The organism is uncultured Olsenella sp. (genome assembly GCF_959602185.1).
In the GTDB taxonomy this organism is placed as follows: domain Bacteria; phylum Actinomycetota; class Coriobacteriia; order Coriobacteriales; family Atopobiaceae; genus Olsenella_I; species Olsenella_I phocaeensis.
The window spans coordinates 16,538-42,214 of the sequence record NZ_CAUGRZ010000003.1 but is presented as its reverse complement, the minus strand read 5'-3'; the positions used below and the strand labels follow the sequence as shown (position 1 = coordinate 42,214).

Annotated in this window: 21 protein-coding genes; 10 read left to right on the top strand and 11 right to left on the bottom strand. The window is 67.6% G+C overall.

All coding sequences use genetic code 11. From position 1 onward, the window contains the following. Positions 1–176: 176 nt before the first annotated feature. On the bottom strand, positions 177–1,208 hold the full coding sequence (locus Q5923_RS02995; RefSeq protein ID WP_303132063.1) for a zinc ribbon domain-containing protein: 1,032 nt from the start codon (positions 1,206–1,208) through the stop codon (positions 177–179). Between the two features lie 127 nt (positions 1,209–1,335). Here Q5923_RS02995 and Q5923_RS02990 point away from each other — a divergent pair, with 127 nt between their 5' ends. Then, a complete protein-coding gene (locus Q5923_RS02990; RefSeq protein WP_303132061.1) occupies positions 1,336–2,343 on the top strand; it encodes a serine hydrolase in 1,008 nt (335 codons plus the stop codon). Positions 2,344–2,538: 195 nt separating this feature from the next. On the opposite strand, the gene Q5923_RS02985 is transcribed toward Q5923_RS02990, so the two are convergent. Continuing rightward, positions 2,539–3,534, bottom strand: coding sequence for a ribose-phosphate pyrophosphokinase (locus Q5923_RS02985; protein ID WP_009278480.1), 996 nt, complete (start codon positions 3,532–3,534; stop codon positions 2,539–2,541). Beyond that, a complete protein-coding gene (glmU, locus tag Q5923_RS02980) occupies positions 3,535–4,932 on the bottom strand; it encodes a bifunctional UDP-N-acetylglucosamine diphosphorylase/glucosamine-1-phosphate N-acetyltransferase GlmU (RefSeq protein WP_009278481.1) in 1,398 nt (465 codons plus the stop codon). Between the two features lie 985 nt (positions 4,933–5,917). Here glmU and Q5923_RS02975 point away from each other — a divergent pair. Together Q5923_RS02975 and Q5923_RS02970 are read left to right on the top strand one after the other, a co-directional pair. Next, positions 5,918–8,716, top strand: coding sequence for a magnesium-translocating P-type ATPase (locus tag Q5923_RS02975; protein WP_303132058.1), 2,799 nt, complete (start codon positions 5,918–5,920; stop codon positions 8,714–8,716). Between the two features lie 565 nt (positions 8,717–9,281). Further along, a complete protein-coding gene (locus Q5923_RS02970; protein ID WP_314639991.1) occupies positions 9,282–10,484 on the top strand; it encodes a branched-chain amino acid aminotransferase in 1,203 nt (400 codons plus the stop codon). A 375-nt stretch (positions 10,485–10,859) separates the two neighbouring features. On the opposite strand, the gene Q5923_RS02965 is transcribed toward Q5923_RS02970, so the two are convergent. From Q5923_RS02965 to Q5923_RS02955, 3 genes are all read right to left on the bottom strand, one after another. Further along, positions 10,860–11,180, bottom strand: coding sequence for a carboxymuconolactone decarboxylase family protein (locus tag Q5923_RS02965; protein ID WP_009278484.1), 321 nt, complete (start codon positions 11,178–11,180; stop codon positions 10,860–10,862). An 88-nt stretch (positions 11,181–11,268) separates the two neighbouring features. Further along, positions 11,269–12,120 carry an aldo/keto reductase gene (locus Q5923_RS02960; RefSeq protein ID WP_303132056.1) on the bottom strand — a complete coding sequence of 284 codons (852 nt, stop codon included), beginning with the start codon at positions 12,118–12,120 and terminating at the stop codon, positions 11,269–11,271. Positions 12,121–12,251: 131 nt separating this feature from the next. After that, the gene (locus tag Q5923_RS02955) at positions 12,252–12,686 is read right to left on the bottom strand and encodes a cupin domain-containing protein (RefSeq protein ID WP_009278486.1); all 435 of its coding nucleotides are present in this window, start codon (positions 12,684–12,686) and stop codon (positions 12,252–12,254) included. 208 nt (positions 12,687–12,894) lie between these two features. Here Q5923_RS02955 and Q5923_RS02950 point away from each other — a divergent pair, with 208 nt between their 5' ends. The 3 genes from Q5923_RS02950 (at position 12,895) to Q5923_RS02940 (ending at position 15,352) form a co-directional block, all read left to right on the top strand. Next, complete coding sequence (locus Q5923_RS02950; RefSeq protein ID WP_303132054.1) at positions 12,895–13,545, top strand: TetR/AcrR family transcriptional regulator; 651 nt, start codon at positions 12,895–12,897, stop codon at positions 13,543–13,545. A gap of 68 nt (positions 13,546–13,613) precedes the next feature. After that, on the top strand, positions 13,614–14,528 hold the full coding sequence (locus Q5923_RS02945) for a CPBP family intramembrane glutamic endopeptidase (protein WP_050796604.1): 915 nt from the start codon (positions 13,614–13,616) through the stop codon (positions 14,526–14,528). 344 nt (positions 14,529–14,872) lie between these two features. After that, positions 14,873–15,352 carry a flavodoxin gene (locus Q5923_RS02940; protein WP_009278489.1) on the top strand — a complete coding sequence of 160 codons (480 nt, stop codon included), beginning with the start codon at positions 14,873–14,875 and terminating at the stop codon, positions 15,350–15,352. 182 nt (positions 15,353–15,534) lie between these two features. Here the strand turns inward: Q5923_RS02940 and Q5923_RS02935 are convergent, their stop codons facing one another. Both Q5923_RS02935 and Q5923_RS02930 read right to left on the bottom strand, forming a co-directional pair. Beyond that, positions 15,535–16,206, bottom strand: a complete 672-nt coding sequence (locus Q5923_RS02935) for a transaldolase family protein (protein WP_303132051.1) — start codon at positions 16,204–16,206, stop codon at positions 15,535–15,537. A 45-nt stretch (positions 16,207–16,251) separates the two neighbouring features. Then, entirely contained in the window at positions 16,252–18,666 is a 2,415-nt protein-coding gene (locus Q5923_RS02930; RefSeq protein WP_303132049.1) for a glycyl radical protein, read from the bottom strand. 108 nt (positions 18,667–18,774) lie between these two features. On the opposite strand from Q5923_RS02930, the gene Q5923_RS02925 reads away from it, so the two are divergent. After that, a complete protein-coding gene (locus tag Q5923_RS02925) occupies positions 18,775–19,683 on the top strand; it encodes a glycyl-radical enzyme activating protein (protein ID WP_303132047.1) in 909 nt (302 codons plus the stop codon). A gap of 103 nt (positions 19,684–19,786) precedes the next feature. On the opposite strand, the gene Q5923_RS02920 is transcribed toward Q5923_RS02925, so the two are convergent. Then, on the bottom strand, positions 19,787–20,533 hold the full coding sequence (locus tag Q5923_RS02920; RefSeq protein WP_303132045.1) for a DeoR/GlpR family DNA-binding transcription regulator: 747 nt from the start codon (positions 20,531–20,533) through the stop codon (positions 19,787–19,789). A gap of 217 nt (positions 20,534–20,750) precedes the next feature. Here Q5923_RS02920 and Q5923_RS02915 point away from each other — a divergent pair, with 217 nt between their 5' ends. Together Q5923_RS02915 and Q5923_RS02910 are read left to right on the top strand one after the other, a co-directional pair. Beyond that, positions 20,751–21,662 carry a Sir2 silent information regulator family NAD-dependent deacetylase gene (locus Q5923_RS02915; protein ID WP_303132043.1) on the top strand — a complete coding sequence of 304 codons (912 nt, stop codon included), beginning with the start codon at positions 20,751–20,753 and terminating at the stop codon, positions 21,660–21,662. 5 nt (positions 21,663–21,667) lie between these two features. Next, on the top strand, positions 21,668–22,462 hold the full coding sequence (locus Q5923_RS02910; RefSeq protein ID WP_303132041.1) for a protein-ADP-ribose hydrolase: 795 nt from the start codon (positions 21,668–21,670) through the stop codon (positions 22,460–22,462). Positions 22,463–22,533: 71 nt separating this feature from the next. On the opposite strand, the gene Q5923_RS02905 is transcribed toward Q5923_RS02910, so the two are convergent. Together Q5923_RS02905 and pdxS are read right to left on the bottom strand one after the other, a co-directional pair. Then, entirely contained in the window at positions 22,534–22,854 is a 321-nt protein-coding gene (locus tag Q5923_RS02905) for a hypothetical protein (RefSeq protein ID WP_072499755.1), read from the bottom strand. A 288-nt stretch (positions 22,855–23,142) separates the two neighbouring features. After that, positions 23,143–24,033, bottom strand: coding sequence for a pyridoxal 5'-phosphate synthase lyase subunit PdxS (pdxS, locus tag Q5923_RS02900; RefSeq protein WP_303132039.1), 891 nt, complete (start codon positions 24,031–24,033; stop codon positions 23,143–23,145). Between the two features lie 147 nt (positions 24,034–24,180). Here pdxS and Q5923_RS02895 point away from each other — a divergent pair, with 147 nt between their 5' ends. Next, positions 24,181–25,629: a PLP-dependent aminotransferase family protein gene (locus Q5923_RS02895; protein WP_303132037.1), complete on the top strand. Its 1,449-nt coding sequence runs from the start codon at positions 24,181–24,183 to the stop codon at positions 25,627–25,629. The last annotated feature ends 48 nt before the right edge of the window (positions 25,630–25,677 follow it).

Below are 25,677 nucleotides of genomic sequence, written 5' to 3'. Positions count from 1 at the left end.
CGAACGCACGCACGCCTCGTCGCTCACGCTCAAACGCACATGCCGCATCGCGTTTGCCCAGTTGATGGGACTGGCTCATGTGCGCAAGAGCGTGCTCGCTGGCAATCTCGTGCGTAACGGCGTGAACGTCGAACCATGCGCGCCCGGGTCCAGCGCCATCGCCTGCGCCTACGCTCCTACAGCGTGATCTGTGGGTACAGCTTCTCGTAGTCGTCCAGCGCTGCGTTCTTGTTGGAGCCGTCCAGGTTCCCGGCAGAGATCGGTCCCAAGATCTCTGACTGGTGGGGCTCCGGGTCCGGGTAGCGCAGGTCAACCTGCCAGGCGGAGTCCATCACCGTGACACGGCTCAGGTGGTCCTGGTAGCACTGGCGGATCTGCGAGAGCTGCGTGGTCCACGCGGACCCCTCCGGTGCCGTCATCTTGCCCAGGGAGTCCACCTTGCCTTGGAGCTCGACCTTGAGGCTGGAGCAGCTGCTGGCAAGGCTGCGCCTGAGGTCCATGTCCTTGGAGAGGAACGACGCGTTGAAGTTCGAGGCCGCGTCACGCACGCGCGCGTCGTAGTCGGAGAGCACGTTGTAGTACGAGACCAGGGAGTCGTGGAAGGCGCTGTCCTGCTGGTCGAGGGACTCCTTCTTGGCCTTCTCCTCCTGGGCCTCGGCCTCCTCTTCCTTCTTCTTGGCCTCTGCCTCGGCCCCCGCCTTGTCGTCCTCCTGCTTCCTCGAGGCGTCGCCGTTTGCCTCGCCATCGGAGTCACCCTGTTGCTGGCCCTGCTGGGCTTGCCCATCGTTGCCGCCCGTGCCCGTGCCCGACAGCCACGCGTGGGCGAGTGCGGCCACGAGGGCGAGGGCCACCAGCGCCGCCACGACGACGGCGATGACGACGATGGTCCTGTGGCGGTTGTCGCCGCCTGCGACGGCGGAGGTCGCCCGTGCATAGGGAGCCTGCGCAAACGCAGCCTGGGGATGGGGACTGCCGGGCCCCACGGGCACGTAAGGCTGGGCTCCCGCAGGCTGCATGGGAGCGGCCTCCCCGGGAGCCGCGAGCCGCTGCGTCTGGTCGGGCTGGGGCTCCGTTGCCGAAGCGTCACTCGTGGGCTCGGTAGCGCCGCCGTCGACGAGGGCCTGCACGGGCGCTCCGCAGTTGGTGCAGAAGCGGGCGCCCTCCTGGAGGGGAGCCCCGCAGTTGACGCAAAAGTTGTTTCCGGCCATCGCTTCCTCCGTGAGCTCGCGTGGGCAAGGCTTCATGGCAGGTACCATGGTTGGCTGGGCTATCGTCCGACCCGTCCGCGCCTCGAGGCGCCCGAACGTCAAAGACCTGCGTACGTGAGGCGTGAACATGCACCATTCCAGAATAGCCCTTGTCGCCCTCGCCACCCTCGCGGCAGTCGCCCCCTGCCTCCTGGGCGCCTGCTCGCCTCGGGTCGTGAGTGGCCCGGGCGCGGCGGAAGGCCAGGCAAGCCAGCCTGGCGCGTCGGACCAGGCCACGGCGGGACAGAAGACGGCGTGGCCCACGGTGAGCGACGCGTCCCCGGGCGACTCCTCGTCGGGCACGTGGCCGCGGGACTCAGCCCCCATCCAGGCGGCGGTCGAGGCGGCGCTCGCCGGCCACTCCGGAAGCGCCTACGTCGCCTACGAGTCGGTGGATGGCAGCACCACGGGATTCTCCCTTGGGGGAGAGGAGCGCGTCCCCTCGGCCAGCATGATAAAGACTGCGGTCATGGCGACGCTCTTGCAGGAGGCCCAGGACGGCCGCATCTCGCTTGCGGATGGCACCATCCTGCGCGGTCAGGACCGCGTGGCGGGCTCGGGCGTAGTGCAGGGCATGCGCGCGGGCACCTGGCTCAGCTATGGGCAGCTTGCGGCATACATGATCGGACAGAGCGACAACATGGCCACCAACCTGCTCATCGACGCCCTGGGCATGGATGCGGTGAACGAGGAGTGCCAGCGGCTTGGGCTTGCCGACACGAGCCTCCGCCGCAAGATGATGGACACGGCTGCGGCCACCTCCGGGCGCGAGAACTACACGAGCGCGAGCGACCAGGCGAGGCTGCTGCTCATGGTGGCGCGCGGGGAGCTCGTGAGCCCTGAGGCCTCCGAGCGCGCCTTGGGTTGGCTCGAGGACCAGGCGGACACGCGAGGCCTGGCGCAGGGGCTGCCGGATGGGGTCGCGTTCGCGCACAAGACGGGGAGCTTGGACGGCGTGCGCCACGACGGCGGCATCGTCCTGGGAGACCACCCCTACGTGTTCGTCGTCATGACCACGGGGATGGACCAGGGCCAGGCGGACGCCCTCATGGCGCGCGTCTCGACCGCCGTCTGGGAGGCGGTGCGGGAGCCCTAGCCCCCCGGCGCGGACGCAGGCCGTTCTCGCCTGCACGCCGCACCCCATCGTCGCGCGCCCTCGCCCCACTTCCCAGAGAAGAAGGGCGCTCCGGCCGAAGCCGGGGTGCCCAAGGGGTCGAGCTCAGGAACCGAAGCAAGCTACAGGGCGCATGTTGCCCATGCTCGCTGCCGGTGGTTTGCGCTTCTGGCAGCGCTACATCTCGGAGTTGCCGCCAAACACGCCGGACACGGGGGTGTTCACGTACACGGCGTAGATCGCGTCGGCCAGCTCCTGCGCGACGGACACGGTCTTGATCTTGGAGCCGGGCTGGTTGGCCACAGCGCAGGGGATGGCGTCAGACACCACGCACTCCACGATGGGGGCGCTCTCGATGCGCTCGACGGCCTGGCCCGAGAAGATGCCATGGGTGGCGCTGATGTAGATGTCGCCCGCGCCCATCTCCTTGAGCTTGTTGATCGACCCCACCAGGGTGCCCGCGGTGTCGATCATGTCGTCGTTGATGATGCAGGTCTTGCCCTTGATGTTGCCAATGATGCCCATGACCTCGGCGGCGTTGTGCTTGGGGCGGCTCTTGTGGGCGATGGCGACCTCGCAGCCCAGGTAGTCGCTGAGCTTCTTGGCGACCTTCGCGCGGCCCATGTCGGGCGAGACCACGACGGTGTTCTCCCAGTCGAAGTCCTTCTCCTTGAAGTAGTCGCCAAAGAGGTAGAGGGCGGTGAGGTGGGTTACGGGGATGTCGAAGAAGCCCTGGATCTGGTTGGAGTGCAGGTCAAGCGTGATCACGCGGTCCACACCGGCGGCCTCGAGCAGGTTGGCCACCAGGCGGGCGGTGATGGGCTCGCGCGGCGCGGCCTTGCGGTCCTGGCGCGCGTAGCCGTAGTGGGGGATGACCACGGTGAAGTTGTCCGCGGAGGCGCGCGTGGCCGCGTCTGCCACGATCAGCGTCTCCATGAGCAGGTCGTTGACGTTGGGGCCGGCCAGGGTCTGGATGAAGAAGACCTCGTCGCCGCGGACGGACTCCACGAAGCGCGCGTAGGTCTCGCCGTTTGCGAACTTCTCCAGGTGCAGGCCCTGCAGTTCGAGGTGCAGGATCTTGGCGACCCGCTTCGACAGCTCCGGGTTACCGGTGCCGGAGAAGAGCTTTATCTCCTTCTCGACGTTGAGCGGCTTGCACAGGTTCTCGTACATCTACTCCTCTTTCCCAAGTCTCTCCCAGTACTGATCCGCCCAGCCCTCCTGGACGTACTGCCTCGAGCGCTCCAGCGAGAGGGCTCCCGCCGGCACGTCTCTGGTGATGCACGAACTCGCGCCGATGAGCGCGTTGTCGCCAATGGTCACGGGGGCCACCATCATGGTGTCGGAGCCCACGAAGACGTGGTCTCCGATCTGGGTGTGGCTCTTGTGCTTCCCGTCGTAGTTGCAGGTGATGGAGCCGCCGCCGATGTTGACGTCGCGGCCTAGGGTCGCGTCACCGATGTAGGAGAGGTGCGGCACCTTCGAGTTCTCGCCCACCTCGGAGCCCTTTATCTCGACGTGGGTGCCTGCCTTGGCACCCTTGTGGAAGTGGGCGCCGCCGCGCAGGTAGGCGCGCGGGCCACACTTGACCTCGTCGTCGATCGCGGAGTCCACGATGATCGTCTCGTCCACCAGGCAGCCGTCGCCCACGCTCGCGTTGACGAGCCGGCTGTTGGGGCCCACGACGCAGTCGGAGCCCACGTGGCTCCTTCCCCACACGAAGGTCTGGGGCAGGAGCTCGGTGTCCTGGCCGACGGTCGCCTCGGGTCCCACCCAGACCTGCTCGGGGTCCATCATGGTGACGCCGGCGGCCATGAGGCCCTCGTTGATGCGGCGCTGCATGATCTTGGTCACGGCGGCGAGCTGCGATCGGCTGTTGACGCCCAGGAGCTCGCCGGCGTCCTCGCAGTGCACGGCGCTCACGGGCTCGCCCATCTGGGCGTAGATGCCCACCATGTCGGTGATGTAGTACTCGCCCTGGACGTTGTCGTTGCCGATCTTGTCCAGGTTCTGGGTCAGGCGGCGTCCGCAGAAGCAGTAGAGGCCGGAGTTGCACTCCCTGAGGGCCTCGCGCTGCCCGGGGGTGCAGTCCTTGTGCTCGATGATGGCCTTGACCTGGCCGTCCTCGCTCAGGATGCGGCCGTAGCCCGTGGGGTCGTCCGGCGTCATGGTGAGCACGGTGCACGCGGCGTGCGTGTCTCTCGCCTGGTCGATGAGCGACCTGATGGTCTGGGGGCGCACCAGCGGGGTGTCGCCGTACATCACCACGGTGGGTCCCTCGAAGGCACCGAGGGCGTCGCGCGCCACGCGGACGGCATGGCCGGTGCCCAGGCGCTCGGCCTGCTCGACGAACTCGACGCTTGCGCCCAGCTCGTCATGGGCGAAGTAGTCGCGCACCTCGTCGGCGCCGTTGCCCACGACCACGACGATGCGCTCGACCCCCGCCTTGCGGGCGGAGTCGGCGGCCCACCAGATCATGGGGTGGTCGAGCATCTTGTGCATTACCTTGGGATGGCGAGACTTCATGCGCGTTCCCTCGCCGGCGGCGAGGATGATCGCGGTTACGGGCATGTAGGGCCTCCAACGATGAACGGTCTCGGTTTTGCCGCGTCGCGGCAGGACACGACAGTCTCATCATAACGCGCTCGCGTTGTCGGGGAGAAACGTCGGTTTGCGGGCAGCGGATTGCTCAGACGATGAACACATGGGAACGCGCGGGTGCCATGGGGTACGGGGTGAGGCGTCGTGCCGACCATCCGAGGCTCGTGTGCGTAATGCCGCGCCGGCATCGGGGGACTCGCATGTCTTCCACATCCCGCGATGGCGTGCGAGCCCCGTGTGGCGTGCGTGCCCTATGTGGCGTGCGAGCCCCGTGTGGCGTGCGAGCCCCGAAGTGAGTGGTTTCGCCCCTCTCGGCTGCGCAAGAATCACCCACTTCGACCTCGGCGTGGTCGTCCGCCCACCCACATCGGCGTTCCGGCGCGCCGCGGGCGAAGTGGGTTGTTGCAAGGCTCCGCCAGGCGAGAGAACCACCCACCTTGGGCCTGCGGTGGCAACCTACCACCCACTTCAAACTTGCGGCGGCATCTTGGCCGCTCACATTGTCACCTTTGCGCGGGAAGCCTGTGGCGGGTTCCTCTCTTTGCGCGGGAAGCCCGTGGCGGGTTCCTCTCGTCAGCCCAAAGCGATCCTTCTGCCGGATCGAGACGGCCCGCCGGGCTTGCCTTTGGCGGTGAAGGGGTTCAAGATGGTCCGTGCTCGGGTATACATGCGTCGAGGCATGGGCACGCAGCGAACCCGCGTGCCGCACACGCCGTTGCGCCAGGGATGGCCCGGCAGGCTTTCAGGCAAGGCGAGAGGGACGGGAGTCCCCGACCCCAAGGAGGTGCTCCATGGACGTCGGTCTTGGTCACAGTCGATCATGTAATTTCCGAGAGGGGGCGCCTGCCCGCGCCTTTGTCGCGTCGCGTCTGAGCTAGCAAGCCCGAGTGCATGCGCCCCCTGACCCTGGTTTCCGCCACGCAGGCGGGACCAGCTGGAGGGAGGGGGCCATAGCATGTCCCTAATCAACGTCGGCACCGCCGGGGAGCTGAGGCTCTCCTGGCTGCGCCACCTCGCAACCCTGTCCATCGACCAGGCGTTCGACGAGCTCAAGAGCCATGAGGCGGGCCTCGGGCCCGAGGAGGTCGAGGAGTCCCGCACCGAGTGGGGCGCCAACGTGGTGGGCGCGCCCGACCGGCCGTCCGTCCTCTCTCGTCTGCTGTCCGTGTTCTCGGACCCCTTCACTGACATCCTCGTCGTGCTGGCCATCGTCTCGTTCGTGACTGACGTCGCATTTGCCCAGCCTGGCCAGCGCGACCCATCCACCACCCTCATCATCCTGGTCATGGTGGGCATCTCGGTCCTCATGCGCGAGGTGCAGGAGCGCCGCAGCGCAAACGCCGCGGAGGCGCTGGCGCGCTCGATCCAGACCACCTGCTGCGTCGAGCGCGCGGACGCCGGACGCGCCGAGCTCCCGCTCGACCAGGTCGTGGTGGGCGACGTCATCCACCTGCGCGCGGGCGACATCGTCCCCGCCGACGTGCGCCTCACCCACGCGCGCGACCTCTTCGTCAGCCAGGCCTCCCTCACGGGCGAGAGCGCTCCCGTCGAGCGCTGCGCCGCCGCGCTGGACGAGTGCGCTGCCGCCAGCCGGGAGGTCACCGACCTGCCCAACGTCGCCCTCATGGGGTCCACCGTCATCTCGGGCGGGGCTAGCTGCGTCGTGGTCGCCGTGGGAGAGGGGACCGCCTTCGGACGCGTTGCCAGCTCGCTTGGAGAGGTGCGTCCCAAGGGCGCCTACCAGCGCAGCCTTGACGAGGTTGGCGCGCTCTTCATGAGGATGACCCTGGTCATCGCCCCTCTGGTCCTGCTTGCGAACGGCCTCACCAAGGGGGACTGGCTCGCCGCCCTGCTCTTCGCCTCGAGCGTCGCCGTGGGACTCACGCCCGAGATGCTGCCCATGATCGTGACCGCCTGCCTGGCCAAGGGCGCTCAGGACCTGAGCCGCGGCAAGGCCATCGTGAAGCGCCTCGACGCCGTGCAGAACCTGGGTTCGATCGACGTCCTCTGCACCGACAAGACGGGCACCCTCACCGAGAACCGCGTCGTCCTGGAGCGCCACCTAGACGCCCTGGGCCGGGAGGACGACCGCGTGCTCTTCGAGGCCTTCCTCAACAGCTTCTTCGAGACCGGCCTGCGCAACCTCGTCGACTCCGCCATCATCCGCCGCACGCAGGAGCTGAGCGCGGCGGCGAGGGACGCGGGCGAGAGTGACGAGGCCGGCGTGGTCGCGACTGGCGTCGCCATGACGTCGGGCGCGCGCGACCTGCCCAGCGCCGACGAGCTCGCCGAGCGCTACACGCTGGTGGACGAGCTTCCCTTCGACTTCGAGCGTCGCCTGGTGAGCGTCGTGGTGGGGGACGAGCGGGGCAGGACCCACATGATCACCAAGGGCGCGGTCGAGGAAGTGCTCGCGGCCTGCAGCGAGGTCGACCTGGGCGGGGAGGCGTGCGCGCTGGGTGACGACCTGCGCACGCAGGTCATGGAGCGGGCGGCGGCCATGGCGAGCGAGGGCATGCGCGTCCTCGGCGTGGCGCGCAAGGCCGAGCCTGCGGGCGTGCGCGTCCTGAGCACCAAGGACGAGCGCGACATGCGCTTCATCGGCTTCCTCGCCTTCCTCGACCCGCCCAAGGAGTCGAGCAAGACCGCCATCGCCGCCCTGGCCTCGCACGGCGTGGGGACCAAGGTGCTCACGGGGGACTCCGCCCGAGTCGCCGTCCACGTGTGCCGTGCCATCGGCCTGGACGTGGGCGGCGTGCTGGAGGGGTCAGACGTGGAGGCCATGGACGACGCCCGGCTTGCGCAGGCGGCCGAGGACGTCACCGTGTTCGCCAAGCTCGCGCCCGACCAGAAGGCTCGTGTGGTGGCCGCGCTGCGTGCCAACGGACACGTGGTGGGCTACATGGGGGATGGCGTGAACGACGCCCCCGCTATGCGCCAGAGCGACTGTGGCATCAGCGTGGAGGGGGCGACCGACGTCGCGCGCGAGACGGCGGACATCATCCTCCTCGAGAAGGACCTCATGGTGCTGGAGAGGGGCATCATGGCCGGTCGTCACACCTTCGCAAACATGGAGAAGTATGTGCGCATCGCTGCCAGCTCGAACTTCGGGAACGTCTTCAGCGTGCTCGCCGCGTCGTTGTTCCTGCCCTTCCTGCCCATGCGTGCCACCCAGATGCTCCTGCTCAACCTGCTCTCCGACATCGCCTGCACGGCGATTCCCTGGGACAACGTGGACGAGGAGTCCGTGGCCGCGCCCAACGGCTGGGACGTGGGCTCGCTGAGCGGCTACATGAGGCGGATCGGGCCCGTGAGCTCGGCGTTCGACCTTCTCACCTTTGGCCTGCTCTTCTTCTGGGTCTGCCCTGCCGTCGCGGGTGGCAGTTGGGCGGAGCTCGCGGCGGCCGGCGCGGGGATGGCGGCACGGCGCGCCCTCTTCGTGGCGGTCTTCCAGGGCGCCTGGTTCACGGAGAGCCTGGTCACGCAGCTCCTGGCCGTGCAGGTCATGCGCACGCGCAGGCTGCCCTTCGTCCAGAGCCGCGCCTCCTGGCGCGTGACCCTGGTCGCCGTCGCGGTGGGGCTCCTGGGTGCATGGCTGCCCCTCTCGCCTCTGGCCGAGCCGCTGGACTTCGCCGCGCTTCCCGCGTGGGGGCTGGGGGTCGTGGCCGTCGTCTGCGTGGCATACGCGCTTGTGGCAATGGTGGCGAACCGCCTCGTCCTGGTGCGGGGCGTGCGAGGGCGTGCCCGCGGCTAGCGACTGGCCTCGGCTCGCCTGCTGACCCGCGACCCACTTGCTGACCCGCGACCTACTTGCTGGCTCGCGACCCACTTGCTGGCCCACGACCTACTTGCTGGCGCGCGACCCACTTCGGGCCTCCCGCGCGCCGGATTCGGAGTGGGTTGGCGGACGACCATGGCGGGCTCGAAGTGGGCGGGCGAGCTGCCGTGCCATGCTCGAAGTGGGCGGGCGAGTCGTCACGCCACGTCCGAAGTGGGTGGTTCTCTCGCGGGCGAGAAGGGCGTAACCACTCACTTCGGCGTTAGCGCGCGAGAGGCGAGAAATGGGTGAGTGAGTTGCTGTCGCGCGCTCGAAGTGGGTGGTTTTCTCGCCTTCAAGGGGACGGAAATCACCCACTTCGGGCTTCCTGTGCCGGTGATGTGCCGCCTGCGCCTCCCACAGCCGAAGTGAGCGCAGCCCGCGCCACGCGCCCCACAGCCGAAGTGAGCGCAGCCCGCGCCTCCTACAGCCGAGGTGAGCCCAGCCCGCACCGCGCCTCCTGCCACCCGCGTCCCGACGTCCGGTGGCACCCGTCCGCAAGATGCTTGACCAGATGATGAACGCGAGGAGAAGCCCCTCCCATGTTTCGGGAGCGTCACCTACTCAGGGCGCCCGCAAGGGCGAGAGTACACTGTGCATCGCGGCGGAGGTGACGCCTGGGACGCTCCCGGGCCGCACCCGCGCGAACCACAAACAAGGCAAGGAGGGCCACATGCAGAAGAAGGACCTGGACTGGGAGCACCTCAGCTTCAGCTACATGCCCACGGACTACAGCTACGTCTCGAACTACAAGGATGGTGCCTGGGACGAGGGCGCGCTTACCACCGACCACAGCATCACGCTCTCCGAGTGCGCGGGCATCTTCCATTACTGCCAGGAGGTCTTCGAGGGCCTCAAGGCGTACACCACCAAGAACGGCGACGTGGTCTGCTTCCGTCCCGACCAGAACGCCGCCCGCATGGCCGGTTCCGCCAGGCGCATCGTGATGCCGCCCTTCCCCGAGGACCGCTTCGTCGACGCCGTCGAGAAGGTCGTACGCGCCAACGCCGCATGGGTGCCGCCCTACGGCTCTGGCGCCACGCTGTACGTGCGCCCGCTCATGATCGCCACCGGTGACGTCATCGGCGTCAAGCCCGCCGACGAGTACCAGTTCCGCATCCTCGTGACCCCCGTTGGCCCGTACTACTCCGGCGGCGTCAGGCCTGTCGCGGTCAAGGTCTCGGAGTACGACCGCGCAGCTCCCCATGGTACCGGCAACATCAAGGCCGGCCTCAACTACGCCATGTCGCTGTATCCCAGCGTCGAGGCGCATGCCGAGGGCTACGCCGACAACATGTTCCTCGACCCCGAGACCCGCACCTTCGTAGAGGAGTCCGGCGGCGCCAACTTCCTCTTCGTCAAGAAGGACGGCACGCTGGTGGTTCCCCAGTCTGCGACCGACTCGATCCTGCCCTCCATCACGCGCCGCTCGCTGGTGGATGTGGCCCAGAACATGCTGGGCATGACCGTCGAGCAGCGTCCCGTGCGCTTCGACGAGATCGGCGAGTTCGTCGAGTGCGGCATGTGCGGCACCGCGGCCGTCATCTCGCCGGTGGGCAAGGTCGTGGGCCCCGATGGCGAGGTCGTCTACGGCATGGACGAGGTCGGACCTGTCATGAGGAAGCTGCGCGAGACCCTGACCGGCATCCAGTCCGGCGAGGTCGAGGACAAGTTCAACTGGGTCCACAAGATCGACGTCGAGTAGGCGAGAGGCGCGCCGGCGTTGCTGCCGTGATGCTCTTCGTCGCGTGAGACATGCCACGCCCCGGGGCTTCGGCCCCGGGGCGCGTGGCGTCGACGTGCGTGATGTGTCCGGGTGCAAGCTCTGCGTGCATAGGGAACGAGCGCAGCGTGGCGCGTGGCGTGCGGTACGAGCATGAATGCGGGTCGTTGGTGAGACAGTGCGGCCGACATCGTACGCGCGTCACTCTCGCCCGAAGCCTCATGCTGTAAGGCTTAGTCTTGCCAGTGTGGACAGTTTTGCCGCCGTGCGGGGCCAATTCAGTCCACGATCGCAAGATTGGGCGGCGCTGCGCCTTCCGGCTTGGTCCAGCCACACCCATCCCGGCACGGCCGTATCCTACTCCCAGACCTCCTTGGCCATGTTGAAGGCGGCCCAGGCCTTGGGCCAGCCGGCATAGAAGGCGGCGTGGGTGATGACCTCGGCGATCTCCTCCTTGGTGATGCCGTTCTTCTTCGCCGTCATCAGGTGGTACTTGAACGACGAGTCGACGAGCCCCTGCGCCATGAGCGCGACCACGGTGACCAGCGAGCGGTCGCGCAGCGAGAGCTCCTCCTCCCGGCTCCACACCTCGCCGAACAGCACGTCGTCGTTGAGCTCCGCGAACTTGGGGGCAAACTCGCCCAGCTGGTCGCGTCCTGCCGTCTGCCTCACTGCCATGCCTGGCCCCTCTCGCCTGATGCCTTTTCTCGATTCGTCTGGGCCGAACGCCCGTCTGCGCGCTTGTCGCGTCCCTGCTCCAGACGCCCTACTTTCCGCTGAACACGGGGAACGCCGCATAGCTGCCGTAGTCGACCGCGTCGTAGCCGCGCAGCGTGTCCATGTCCTCGTCAGAGATCTCGAAGTCCAGCTCGCTGTTCTGGCGCATGTGGTCGGGGTTCGCCGTCTTGGGCAGGGGGAGGGTTTCCAGCTGCAGGTCGTAGCGGATGCAGAGCTGGGCCACGCTCACGCCGTAGCGCTCGGCCATTCCGGCGACCCTCGGGTCGTCCAGGATTGCGCCGTGAGCGACGGGAGAGTACGCCTCGACCAGGATGCCCTTGTCCCGGCAGTGCCGGATGAGCTGCTCCGGGGTGTTGCCCACGTGGACCAGGAGCTGGTTGACCATCGGCCGCACGTCCTCGGCCTCCAGGTTCTGGAGGTCTGCTTCCTCGAAGTTGGCGACGCCGATGGCACGGAGCTTGCCCGCGCGGTACGCATCCTCCAGCGCCTCCCAGGCCTCGCGGTTGCCCTCGGCGTAGCTGCCCTCGCGCCAGTTCGCCCAGGGCTGGGGGCTGTGGATGAGCATGAGGTCGAAGTAGTCGAGGCCTGCCTTTCGCAGCGACTCGTCGATGGCAGCCGCCGCAGTGGCGCGGTCCTTCGACTCGGCCGCCAGCTTGGTGGTCACGAAAAGCTCCTCGCGCGCGACGCTTGCCGTGCGCACGCCCTCGCCCACGCCCCGCTCGTTGCCGTAGGCCTGGGCGGTGTCGAAGTGCCGGTACCCAAGGCGCACGGCCTGCCGCACCGCCTCGGGCGCCTTGCCGTCGTCGATGAACCAGGTTCCCAGCCCCAGCTTGGGAATGCTGACGCCGTTGCTCAGGACGAAGCTCTCTTCAAGGACCATCGTTGGCTCCTCTCGCCATATCTCGCCATAAAGACTCGTTCGTGCCGTTTGCCGCAGACCGTCCCACCCCGCCGCCGCATCGCTCGCTGCGGCGTCATCGCATGTCGTGACGCGGACTGCCTCCGGCGCAACTACAGCGCCAGGTAGTCCTCGTCGCTCACGGCCTCGAGCCACTCGTTGGACGCGTCCTTGCCAGGCACGCCGATGGCAAGGTGAGAGAACCAGCTGTCCCTCTTGGCGCCATGCCAGTGCTTCACCTCGGGCGGGATTGAGACCACGCTGCCCGCCGTCAGCTCCACGGGCTCCTTGCCCCACTCCTGGTACCAGCCCTCTCCGGCCGTGCAGATGAGGATCTGCCCGCCGCCCTCGCTGGCGTGGTGGACGTGCCAGTTGTTGCGGCAGCCCGGCTCGAAGCTCACGTTTGCCACCGCGAGCGAGACCTTGCTCGGGTCCGTCAGCAGCTTGAGGTAGGAGTTGCCCACGAAGTACGCCGCGTACGCGTCGTTGGGCCCTCCCACGCCAAAGGCGTCCGCCTTCTGGAACTCTTCCCCGTCGAGGTACTTCATGTCGCGTCCCCCCTATCTGCGTGCCTCCTGGAAGCCAGCTCGGGGCCATTCCCGGCCCGGGCCACGTGCCGGCGCGCTGCTCACGTGGATATACTGTATGTTCCAGACACTAGCCACAGCCGTGCCCATCTTCAATGGCCACTTGTGCCCAAGGTGGTGCCTTGCGTGGCATGACGGACGTCGCATGGGCCGAGAGGGGGTGTGGGCCATGGATCAGGCGGTCGAGAGGAGCCAGCGCTCGCGGCGTACGCGCGACGCGATCAGGGAGGCGTTTCGCCAGATTGTGGTGGAGGGCAGCCCCGACGCAGTGACCGTCACATCCGTGTCGGAGCGCGCGGGCATACATCGCAAGACTTTCTACCTGCACTACAGCTGCATCGAGGCGCTGTATGAGGACATGGTCGCAGAGGTGTGCCAGCAATACGCCGACGAGGTTTCCAAGCTGCCCGTGCCCTACGACTACAAGAGGCTCACGCGGGTCTTCGTCGACTTCTACACGCGTGACGTCTTTGCCGAGCGGCTCATCTGCGACCCGCGCTGGGCGGACCTCTTCCAGGCCGTGTCGGCACGATCCCTGCGGAGCAACCGGGAGGGCTTCGACCCCTTCGCGTCGTTTCCGCCCGAGGAGAAGGACCTCGTCAACTCCTTTGCCAGCGGTGCCTCGCATGTGATGTTCCGCCGTTGGGTGGAAGGGGGAAGGCTCGTCTCGCCCGAACGGCTTGCCGAGCTCCTGGGCGGCCTGATCGAGGACGGCGTCCGTAGCGTGCGTGACGTCGGCGGAGAACCGGCGGCCCGTCAGGCCACAGCCCAGCAGGCCTCGGCACGGCAGCCGCCAGCCCAGCGGGCCTCGGCACGGTAGCCGCCAGCCCAGCGGGCCTCGGCACGGCAGTCGCAGCCAGGCGAGAGTGGCAGGTGACTGGTTCCCGAATGAGTGACACCAGAAGGCGGATCCTCATCGTCCTGCTCGTGACTTTTGGGATCGCGTGGGCGTATGCGTTCCTTGCGGTGTACCCCATGAGCAGGAGCGCGCTGGCAAGCTACCTGCCCATGGCCACCAAGCTGGTCACGGGGGCGATCATGCTTGCGCCCTCGATCGCCGTCATCGTGACGAGGGCCGTCACGGGGGAGGGGTTCCAGGGCACGTCCCACCTCACCTCGGCGGGCTTCGACAAGACCTGGCGCTATTGGCTTGCGGGATACCTTGGGCCCGTCGTGCTCGCGGCGGTGGGAGCCTGCCTCTACTACCTGGTCGTTCTCGGTGCCTTCGACCCAAGCATGAGCTATGCGCGCGAGGAGCTGCCGCTGCTGGGCAACCTCGACCTCGTGTTCGAGGGAATCCCGTTCGCATTGGGCATCATCGTCGTTGCCCCGATGGCCAACTTCGTCTACTCCTTTGGGGAGGAGTGGGGCTGGAGGGGCTACCTTCTTCCCAAGCTGCTCGAGGAGGGCTCCGTGACCAGGGCGATTCTGGCGAGCGGCCTGGTGTGGGGCGCGTGGAACGCCCCTCTGGTCGTGTTGGGCAGCGAGTACGGAGCGGGCTACGCGGGATTTCCCGTCGCGGGGGTCGTCGCCTGCTGTGCCTACTGCACCGTGGTGGGGGTGTTTCTGAGCTACCTCACGCTGAGGTCGGGCAGTTGCATCCCGGCGACGCTCGCGCACGGCTCGCTCGACGGGACGGCGGGGCTGAGCTATGCCTTCGCGCGGACGGCAGGCAATCCCCTCGTGGGTCCGGCGCCCACGGGCATCCTGGGCGGCGTGGGCTTCGTCGTGGCTGCGGCGCTGCTCCTTGCCAGGCTTCGTCGCCTGGAGAGGGCCGGAGAGCCCCTGCTCGTGGAGGAGTAGCGGCCGGACTGCCGCGTGCCGCCGTCGCGTGCCGTCCGAGTACGCAGGCTCTCGCGTGAGGTTGCCGTGCCGCGCCGGCGAAGTCCGCATGTTGCCGCGTCGCGCCGGCGAAGTCCGCAGAATTCGAAATTTTGCTGACTCGTTTTGCAAGGCCCCAGCTAGCTCACATGCAACTCGGCAAAATTTCAATTTTTGCCGAGTTGGGAAGGATGCCGGACGACTCCACGCGCGACGATTCTGGGCATTGAACGATGGCTCCACGTCGGTGCATGATTATCCCAACGAGCGGGGCGCCGATTGGCCGCATGGTGCGTCCGCCGGCGTCCATGGAGGGGGAGAGGATCATGGCAAAGGTTCTGGTCGCATACTTCTCGGCCACGGGAACCACTGCGCGCGTGGCAAAGACGCTGGCAGACGCCGCGGGGGCCGACCTGCACGAGGTCGCGCCGGCGCGACCCTACAGCAGCGCCGACCTCAACTGGAACGACAGGGCGTCGCGCAGCAGCGTCGAGATGCGGGACGAGTCCTGCCGTCCCGAGCTTGCGGGCGACGACGTCGACCTTTCTGGCTACGACGTCATCTTCGTGGGGTTCCCCGTATGGTGGTACGTCGAGCCGCGCATCGTAGACAGCTTCCTGGAGGCTCACGACTTTTCCGGGAAGACCGTCGTGCCCTTTGCCACCAGCGGCGGAAGTGGTCTGGGCAAGGCTCCGGAGCGCATGCAGCAGCTCGTGCCCGACGCTACGGTGCGCGGTGGTCGCAGGTTGAGCGCCGGCGCCTCTGCGGCCGAGCTCGCGTCCTGGGTGCGCGAGCTCGGACTGTGAGCCTGGGCCTGGGGTAGCCGCAGTCGACCTTGCTTTGGCGAAGGCCCTCCAAGACAGCATTCTGCGTAGAATGCTGTCAAATTTTGCGTTTGCCCAGTTGAGCGAGAAAAAGGACAGCATTTCACGCGAAATGCTGTCCTTTCCACCTCTCGAGCGGCATCCATTGCCTCCGGCCTCAGACCCTACGCCTCGAGCGTGGACCTTCCGTAGGTCTTCCGCCAGTTGCTCGTGAACTCGTCCACGGCGATCGCGGTGCCGGGATGGTCGACCATCGCGCGGATCACGTCGGGCGCCACGGTTATCGCGGGCGTGCCCGCCGCGAGCAGCTGGTGCACCTGGTCGACGTTCTTGAACGACGCGGCGCAGACCTTTGCGTCGTAGCCATAGGCGGCCAGGGTGTCGATGAGCTCGATGACCTGGCCCACTCCGTCACCGTAGTTGCACATGCGGTTGACGTAGGGCGCCAGGTAGTCGGCTTCGGCCTTCGCCGCCCAGAAGGCCTGGTCGGGGCTGTAGATGCCGGTGGCCAGGACGCAGGTCCCCTCAGACTTGACGGCGGGGATGGCGCGCAGTCCCTCCCGCGATACGGGAATCTTGACGACGACGTTCTTGCCACCGCGCAGCGAGGCGATCTTGCGCGACTCCGCCAGGATGCCCTCGTAGTCGGTCGCCACCACCTGGGCGATGATCTTCTGGTCCTCGTCCAGGACCTCCTCGAGCTCGGCGAACACCTGCTCGGGCGCCTTGCCGGACTTGGTGATGATGGTGGGGTTTGTGGTCACGCCATCGATGGGGAGAAAGGAGCACAGCTCCCTGATTGCCTCGATGTCCGCGGTGTCGATGAAGAACTCCATGTCGTTCCTCTCCCCTGGTCCTTCCTGCCCTGTTGCTTCCTGATTCTAGAGCGTCTGCTCGGTGCGCCCGATGATGTCGTCCTGCGTGGCCTTGCTGAGCGCGTTGAAGAAGGCGCTGTAGCCCGCGACGCGCACGATGAGGTCCTTGTGGTCCTCGGGGTGCAGCTGCGCGTCGATCAGCGTCTCGCGCGAGACCACGTTGAACTGGACGTGGTAGCCGTGCAGACGGTTGAAGTAGGTCTGGAGCATGAGCTCGAGCTTCTGCTTGCTCTCGTCGCGCGAGAGCATGGTGGGGGTCAGCTTCTGGTTGAGCAGCACGCCGCCGGTGATCTTCTCGGTGGGCAGCTTGGTGACGGACTTGAACACGGCCGTGGGCCCCTGCCTGTCGCAGTTGTGCGCGGGGCTGCAGCCCTCGGCGAGCGGCTCGTGGGCGTGGCGGCCGTCGGGAGTCGCCATGGTGCCCATGCCCTGTCCCACGTTGGCGCTGATGGAGCTCGTGCCCGCGTAGCGGATGCCCCCGATGGGCCCGCGTCCGTGGCGCGTCGAGGGATACTTCGCGACCTCGTCGATATAGGGCTCGTAGGCCTCCACGGCCAGCCGGTCCACGTAGTCGACGTCGTTGCCGTACTTGGGTGCGTCCTCCGCCAGCATGCGCCGGATGCGCTCGCCCTCCGGCGAGGCGAAGTCGTCGAGCAGCGCGTCCCAGAGCTCCTGCTGGGAGATCTTGCCCTCGTCGAACACGAGCTTCTTGATGGCGGCGAGGCTGTCAGCCATGTTGGCGATGCCCACCTGCAGGCCGCTGATGAAGTCGTAGACGGCGCCACCCTCCTTGATGGTCTTGCCGCGGGCGATGCAGTCGTCGGTGAGGGCGGAGCAGAGGACGTCGGGCACCTCTCGCTCGGAGGCCTTGTCGATGAAGTTCTCGACGATGACGGAGTAGCGGGTCATCTCGCGGATGGTCTTGTCCCACGTCCCCATCAGCTCCTTGAAGCTGCCCATCTGGGTGAAGTGGCCGTAGTCCCTGGTGAAGCGCTGGCCGCTGGTGAGGTCGACGCCGCCGTTCATGGCACAGAGGAGCAGCCGGGGGAAGTTGAGGTAGCTCATGCCGGTGCAGCGATAGCCCCACTTGCCCGGCACGGCGGTCTCGACGCAGCCGATGGCGGAGTAGTCGTACGCGTCCTCCTCGGTGACGCCCCATTTGACGAACGATGGGATGATGACCTCGTCGTTGTTGAGGGCGGGCATGCCAAACCCGAGCTTCATGACCTCGACGCACTCGTCCAAGAAGCGCTTGTCGATGCCCGCGTGGTAGCGCACGGTGAGGTTGGGCTGGGTCAGGCGGGTCTGCGCCACTGACTGCAGCACCAGGTACGAGAGCTCGTTGACGGCGTCCTCGCGGGCCGTGGTCTGTCCGCCGATGGTGACGTTCTGGTACATGGGACTGCCGGCGGACGAGAGCGTGTGCGACTGGCTCCGGACCTTCTGCACCGTGAGCGACTTGATCCAGAGGTTGCAGAGCAGCTCGAGCGCCTCGTCGCGGGTGATGGCGCCGCCCTCGACGTCCGCCTGGTAGTAGGGGAGCAGGTACTGGTCGAGGCGGCCGTACGAGAGCGAGTGGCCGTTTGACTCGATCTGCAGCAGGACCTGCGAGAACCACACCGCCTGCACGGCCTCGCGGAAGCTCCGGGCGGGCTCGTAGGGCACGCGCTCGCAGGTGGCGGCCATGCGCTCGAGCTCGGCCCTGCGCGCGGGGTCGTCCTGTCGGGCCGCGAGCTCGCGCGCGAGGCCAGCGTAGCGCCGGGCCCAGCGGCGGACGGCGGGGATGACCGTCAGGACGGCGCGGTAGAACGCCAGCCTGTCGATGGACTCGGGGTCGGTGAGGTCGAGCGCGTCCATGGCGGAGCGAGCCCGCTCCTCGTAGCCCCGCAGTCCCTCGCGCAGCAGGCGTGCGTGGTTGATGGCCAGGTGCGCGTCGCCCGCGTTGAGCTTGCCCTCCATGCCAAAGACGCCCGTCTCCATGAAGACCGAGACCTCGTCGGGCAGGAGCGCCAGGCCGCGGTCGCGCAGGGTGTTGTTCTCCCAGAAGGGCGCGATGGAGCGGATACGGGCCTTGTCCTCGTCGGTCACGTAGAAGATGTCACCGTCGCGCTTGTCGAACTGGTCGAGCTCGTCGAGGACGAAGCCCAGCGTGTACTCGGGGAAGACGGGCGCGTTGCAGTTCTTGGTCGCCTGGTTGCCTGCGAGGAGGGTCTTGTCCTCGATGTAGACGCTCATGTTGTCCAGGATGTGCGCGAACGAGAGCGCGCGCCTCAGGACGGGGGGTTGGCTGCCGGTCTGGCGGTAGGACTCGGTGCAGAGGACGGCGCGCTCGGCGTCGACGAAGGGCTTCTCGTCCAGGACCTCCTCGCGATACGCCTGCATGCGCGGGGTGAGAGACCCAAAGTGCCGTGCGTTCTCCATCCGTTCTCCTAATTACGTAAGAAATAATATATACTTACGAACGTAAATATAATGATAGGTGACACGGAAGAGAAGTCAAGGCGAGAAAAACGTCCCCGCGGAGGCAGTATGCAGACGGCGACCGTCTTCAACGTCCAGAAGTTCAGCCTGAACGACGGCCCGGGCATTCGTACCGTCGTCTTCCTGAAGGGCTGCCCCCTGCGCTGCCAGTGGTGCGCCAACCCAGAGAGCCAGCGGCGCGAGCCAGAGCTGGAGTGGGTGCGCGCCTCCTGCGTGGGCTGCGGGCATTGCGTCGATCTCTGCGCTGGGGCGGGCGAGCGCGTGACGGGCGGCAGGCGGCACGTGGACCTGCATGGCGTCGACGCGTGCTCGAAGGCCGCCGCGCGTGCGGTGGCAGAGTGCCCCGGCCATGCGCTCAGCGTGGTGGGGAGGACGCGCGACGTCGAGGGGCTGCTGGCACTCTGCCTGCAGGACAAGCCCTTCTACGAGGACTCCGGCGGCGGGGTGACGCTCTCGGGAGGGGAGGCGCTGCTCTGGCCCGACTTCTGCGTCGAGTTCCTGGGTCGCCTGCGCGAGGAGGGCATAGACAGCTGCCTCGAGACCGAGGCCTACGTGCCCCAGGAGGTCTTCGCCCGTGTGGCACCGCTGGTGGACCACCTGCTCGTGGACATGAAGCACTGGGACGCGGCGGCGCATCGCGCGAGGACGGGCGACGGCAACGAGCTGCCGCTCGCCAACCTGAGCTGGGCCGTGGGGGCTGGCCGGGACGTGCTGGTGCGCACGCCGGTGGTGCCGGGCTTCAACGCCGACATCGAGGACGCGCGCCAGATGGCGCGGCTGCTGCGCGGCCTGGGCCTGGACCAGGTGCAGCTTCTTCCCTTCCACAACCTCGGGGAGTCGAAGTACGTGCTTCTCGAGCGGCCCTATGCCCTTGCGGGCAAGACTAACCTGCACGAGGAGGATCTCGTGGAGTACGCGCGCGCCTACGCGGACGAGGGCGTGCGCGCGTTCTTCTAGCGTGGATTGGCTGGGAGGGCGCGGAGGGGTATCGCCCGCCGCAAGGCAGGCACGGGTCTCTCGCCCGGCCCTTGCGCCGCGCCGTCGGCACGTCGTGGCCTCGTCACGCGATCAGGGTCTCGATTCCCATCTGCTCCAGCCTCCGGAGGGTCTCATAGCCCAGGCCGGGGTCGGTCACGACGCTCAGCGGCTTGTCCCCGAAGCGCAGGGGGATGGCGCCGTGCTGGCGGAACTTCTCGGACTCCGTGAGCACGACCACGTGTCCGGCCGACTCTGCCATCGTGCGGTCCGCCTCGGCGCGCATCTGGTCGCCGTTGGTGAAGCCCACGCCGTCGATCCAGCCGTCCGCTCCCACGAAGAGGTGGTCGACCGCAAACTCGCGGGCACAGGTGCGCAGGAGCGGACCCACGGTGACCTGGGAGTCGCGCTGCATGATCCCGCCCAGCAGGATTGCCTCGACGCTCGGGAAGTCACGCAGGTAGTTGGCTATGAAGACGCTATTGGTGACCACGGTCACGCCCTGCTTCTGGACGGCGAGCTCGCGTGCGAGGATGGCACAGCAGCTGCCGCTCTCGATCATGACGGTCGCCCCGTCGGGCACGAGCTCCGCCGCGCGCCGGGCGATGTGCCTCTTCGCCTCGTAGTGGTATGCCAGCCGGCCGCCCACGTCGTTGGGGTTGGCGAGAAGCGCGTATCCGTGCTCGCGCAGCACGAGGCCGCGCGCCTGGAGCGAGTCGAGGTCCTTGCGCATGGTGACGTTGGAGACGCCGAACCTCTCGGACAGGCTCGCGACCTCGATCTTCTTCTCTACCGTGAGCAGCTCGAGGATCTTCGCGTCTCGCTTGGACATGTGGGACCTTCCGTCTGGCTCGCACCAAGAGGGCGACTGCGTGGCAGCGCGTCGTCGCGGAGCCGTAGCAGTGGCATGTTTCTTACGTACGAAAGCAGATTCTAGCAAAAAGGAAGAAAAATTCAGGCGAGAAGAAGCGGGGGCATCGTGTGCCAGAGCTTCTCTCGCTTGGGTAAGAATGGACGGAAACGCTTGCAGAAACGGGAGGGGAGTCGCGATGCCGATGGGAAGGGCGGTCGACGTCCGCTGGGCCACGCGGCCCACGGGCAGCACGGAGGATGCCGTGGGCGAGCTCGCGCGGCGCATCAGGGAGGCCGACGCCGTGCTGGTGGGTGCCGGGGCGGGGCTCTCGGCCGCCTGCGGGCCGGAGTTCGACTACTCCGGGGAGCGCTTCCTCGCGAGGTTCGGCGACTTCCACGAGCGCTTTGGCATCACGGACCTCTATTCCGGGGGCTTCTATCCCTTCCCCGACGCGACGACGCGCTGGGCCTGGTGGAGCCGTCACGTGTGGTATGCGCGCTACGACTGTCCGGTCGGCGAGCCCTACCGCGACCTGGTGGCGCTGCTGCGAGGCCGAGAGCACTTCGTGCTCACCACGAACGTCGACCACCAGTTCCAGCGTGCGGGCGTCGACCGGGAGCGTCTCTTCTATACCCAGGGCGACTACGGCCTCTGGCAGTGCTCCGTGCCCTGCCACGACGAGACCTACGACAACTACGAGGTCGTGCGGCAGATGGTCGAGCTCCAGGCTGACCTGCGCGTGCCCGAGGAGCTCGTGCCCCGTTGCCCGCGCTGCGGTGAGGAGATGAGCATGAACCTGCGTGCGGACTCCACCTTCGTGGAGGACGCGGGCTGGCATGCGGTGGCCGGACGCTATCGGGCCTTCCTGGATGCCCACGAGGGTGACAAGGTCGTCTACCTCGAGGTCGGCGTGGGCAACAACACGCCGGGCATCATCAAGTATCCCTTTTGGCAGCTTGCCGCGCAGAATCCGCGGGCTACGTACGCGCAGGTCAACGCCACGGAGTCGCTGGCTCCCGCCGTGCTGGCGGATCGCGCGATCCTGATTCGCGACGACGCGGCGAAGGTGATCTCTGGGCTGAGGGCGAAGCTCGCCGAGGGGGCATAGGTGCCATGGGTGCCATTGGGAACAAGAGGGAGTCAGAGCTCAGGTGGCTCATCGACCACCTCGAGGAGGAGCGCGGCTCGGCCAGCCGCGCCTCGGCCACGGAGCCGGGCCAGCTCTGGCCCTACCTCAGGGCGCTGATGAACCTGCGTGAGCCGCGTCGGACGAGCGACGAGTTCTATGTGCGCCAGGACCGGCTCCTGCGCGAGCTTGCCCAGGAGAAGGGCATCGTGCGTGCCACGGAGCTGCCGCGCAGTGACGTCGACGGGCGCCTCTCCGTCTGGCGCGGCGACATCACCGCCCTCGAGGTGGATGCCATCGTCAACGCGGCCAACAGCCAGCTCCTGGGCTGCTGGGTGCCTGGACACCACTGCATAGACAACGCGATCCACAGCTACGCGGGGGTGCAGCTGCGCGAGGAGTGTGCGCGGCTCATGGCGGCGCAGCGCCACGAGGAGCCGACGGGCCAGGCCAAGCTGACGTCGGCGTACAACCTGCCGGCGCGCCACGTCGTCCACACCGTGGGGCCCATTGCGGGAGGCGCGCCCACGAACCTGCACCGACGCCAGCTGGCAGACTGCTATGCGAGCTGCCTCGACGCCGCGAGCGAGACGGGCGACCGTAGCGTCGCCTTCTGCTGTATCAGCACGGGGCTCTTCGGCTTCCCTCAGGAGGAAGCGGCGCGCATCGCTGTGGGCTCCGTCCGCAACTGGCTCGACGAGCATCCCGGTGCGGTCGACCAGGTGGTCTTCGACGTGTTCCTCGCCCGGGATGAGCAGATCTACCGGGGACTGCTAGGGTAGCGGGCAAGGACGCGGGGGCCCTGCCCGCCCCGGCCGTGGGCCCTGCCCGCCCCGGCCGTGGGCCCTGCCACCTACGCCTGCAGGGCCTCGACGAGCAGCGTGGCGGTCTTGGCGGCCGACATGGGGTTCTGGCCGCTAATCAGGCGCCCGTCAGCGACGGCGAACGTGCTGAACGGCGGCCTCTTGGTGAACCTGCCGCCGCGCTTGCCGATTTCGTCCTCGGGTGAGAAGGGCATGGCCTTCGCCGTGCGGTTGAGCTTCTCCTCCATGTTGGTGAAGCCGCTGACGCGCTTGCCCTCAACCAGGTAGGAGCCATCGGGCGCGCGGAATGGGTGGGTGGTCGTTCCTGGGACGGCGGCCTCGCCTGCGCTCTTTATCCTGATACCCGACATCCAATTCTTATCGCGCGCGACCTATCAGACTTCGTGGGAAAAACTGCGCATGATTCCTCAGAGTTGTGGAGGCGAGGGACGTTTGCCCAGGATTTTATCGCCTGAAAGAAATCCAATGTACAGTTTCTTGGTGCCCCTCCGAGTATCGGCGCGCAAGGCGCGGTGCGACCACCGAACTGGGTGACCGCGCCGCGCCCGTTGCGCCTGAAATGTAGGTCGTGCAGGCCGCGCCCATCGGCCTGGCGGCTGAGCCTTCCGTTCCGGCCTGTCCGGGCGCGCCTGCGGCCCCTACCTCCCGCGCTTGGCCATGAGCAGCGTTATCTCGTCCTCGTTGAGGCCAACCATGGCCTCGCCCAGGTCCTCGCTCACGCGGGCGACGAGCTCGGCGTCCTCGTAGTGGTGCACGGCCTCGACGATGGCCGCAGCCCTCTTGGCGGGGTTGCCGCTCTTGAAGATGCCCGACCCGACGAAGACGCCCTCAGAGCCCAGCTGCATCATGAGCGCTGCGTCCGCCGGGGTCGCCACGCCACCGGCGGCGAAGTTGACCACGGGTAGCCTGCCCTCGTCATGAACGCGCCTCAGCAGCCCCAGGGGCACCTGCAGCTCCTTGGCGAACTCGAAGAGCTCGTCGCCACGCAGGCTCTGGACCTGCCGGATCTGCGCGTTCATCTTGCGCATGTGGCTTACGGCTTGCACCACGTCACCCGTGCCGGCCTCGCCCTTGGTGCGGATCATCGCCGCCCCCTCGGCGATGCGACGCAGCGCCTCGCCCAGGTCGCGCGCGCCGCAGACGAAGGGCGCCGCGAAGCCGGTCTTGTCGATGTGGTTCAGGTCGTCCGCGGGCGAGAGTACCTCGCTCTCGTCGATGAAGTCGATGCCGATCGCCTGGAGGACCTGCGCCTCGGCGAAGTGCCCGATGCGGCACTTCGCCATGACGGGGATGCCCACCGCCTCCTGGATTCCCCTGATCATCTTGGGGTCGCTCATGCGGGACACGCCACCTGCCGCGCGGATGTCTGCCGGTATGCGCTCCAGGGCCATGACCGCGACCGCGCCCGCCTCCTCCGCGACGCGCGCCTGCTCGGGCGTGGTGACGTCCATGATGACGCCGCCCGCCAGTGACCGAGCGAACTCGCGGTTGGCCGCCGCCTGGTCCTTGCCTGTCTGCTCCGTTGCCATGCCATTCTCCCTTGGTCGTGTGCCCCCGCCCGTCTGCGCAGGCCGTCTGGTGTCACGAACCAAAGGCTAGATTGAGTTTGATATTGTCGCTATATCCAATAAATGATTAATCAACAAGGTCAGTACCAGTCCAGAACAGGGTCAGAAATGCTTACCTACGACATGGGGCGGCGTGGCAGCGACACGCTGTACGCGCACCTCTACAAGTGCCTGCGGGTAGACATAGAGTCGGCGCGGCTCATGGCGGGCGACCGGCTGCCCTCCAAGCGTCGCCTGGCGGAGCACCTGGGCGTGAGCGTGATCACGGTGGAGGCGGCGTATCGCCAGCTCCTGGCCGAAGGCTACGTCGAGTCTGCCGAGCGCCGGGGCTACTTCGTGGCACGGGGCGCCTCCGGGCAGGCGAGAGCTGCGCGGCCCCTCGTCCCGAGCCACGCCATGGCGTCGGGGCCAGCCCATGGGTCCGGGGCGCAACGATTCGTTCCCACCCTCCCCGACGAGGAGGCGGAGCTGGGCTCAGCGGGCCTCTTCTCCCTTCGCAACTGGGCGCGCATCACACGCGAGGTGCTTGCCGAGGAGGACGAGCGCTCCCTGCTCGGGCAGACCGATCCCCTGGGGTCACCCCGCCTGCGCGCCGCCATCTGTCGCCATCTGGCCCAGACGCGCGGGCTCGCGGCCACGCCGGACCAGGTCGTGGTGGGCGCCGGCTCCAAGCTGCTCGACGCCATGCTGGCGCAGCTCCTGGGCCGGGACCTCTGCTTTGCGGTGGAGGACCCCGGATATCCCCAGCTGCGCCGCCTCTACCAGGCCAGCGGCGTGCGTGTCGTCCCCGTGGGAATGGACGTGGCGGGCCTCGTCGTGGACGGCCTCAGGTCGAACGGCGCCGACGTCGCGCACGTCACGCCGTCCCACCAGTTCCCCACGGGTGTCGTCATGCCGGTTGGCCGCCGCTACGAGCTCCTGGCCTGGGCGGCGGAGCGTCCCCGGCGCTACGTGGTCGAGGACGACTACGACTGCGAGTTCCGCCTTTCGGGCCTGCCGGCGCCTACGCTGCAGTCCGTCGACGTCGCGGGTCGTGTGATATACACCAACACCTTCACCAAGAGCCTTGGCCCGGCCTTCCGCGTGGCGTACGCCGTGCTGCCCGAGGCCCTGGCGCGGCGCTGGCGAGACGAGCTCTCGTTCGCGTCGGGCACCGTGGGCACCGTCGACCAGCTCGTCCTGGCGCGCGTCATAGAGTCCGGCAGCTTCGAGCGGCACGTGAACCGAACGCGCACGCGCTGTCGCCACCTGCGGGACCAGCTTCTCCTCGCGCTCGAGGGGGAGCTTGGGGTGCGTCTCGCGGACGTGAGGTCAAAGGACGCGGGGTTGCATTTCGTCCTACGGTTGGAGCTGCCTTCCGGCACGAGCGACCAGGAGCTCGAGCGCGCGTGCCGCGAGGCGGGCGTGCCCCTGCGGGCGATGAGCGGTTTCTACGCCGGGGGCGAGGCGCCCGAGGCCAACCGGCACGCCTTCGTGATGAGCTACTCAAGTCTTGGTGAGAGTGACGTCGCGTCCGTTGCCGCGCGTCTGGCCGCTCTCGTCAGGAACGCACGCTAGGGGTTCGCGCCAAACATTGGTGTGCTGGCAACGTGGGTGGCGTATCCG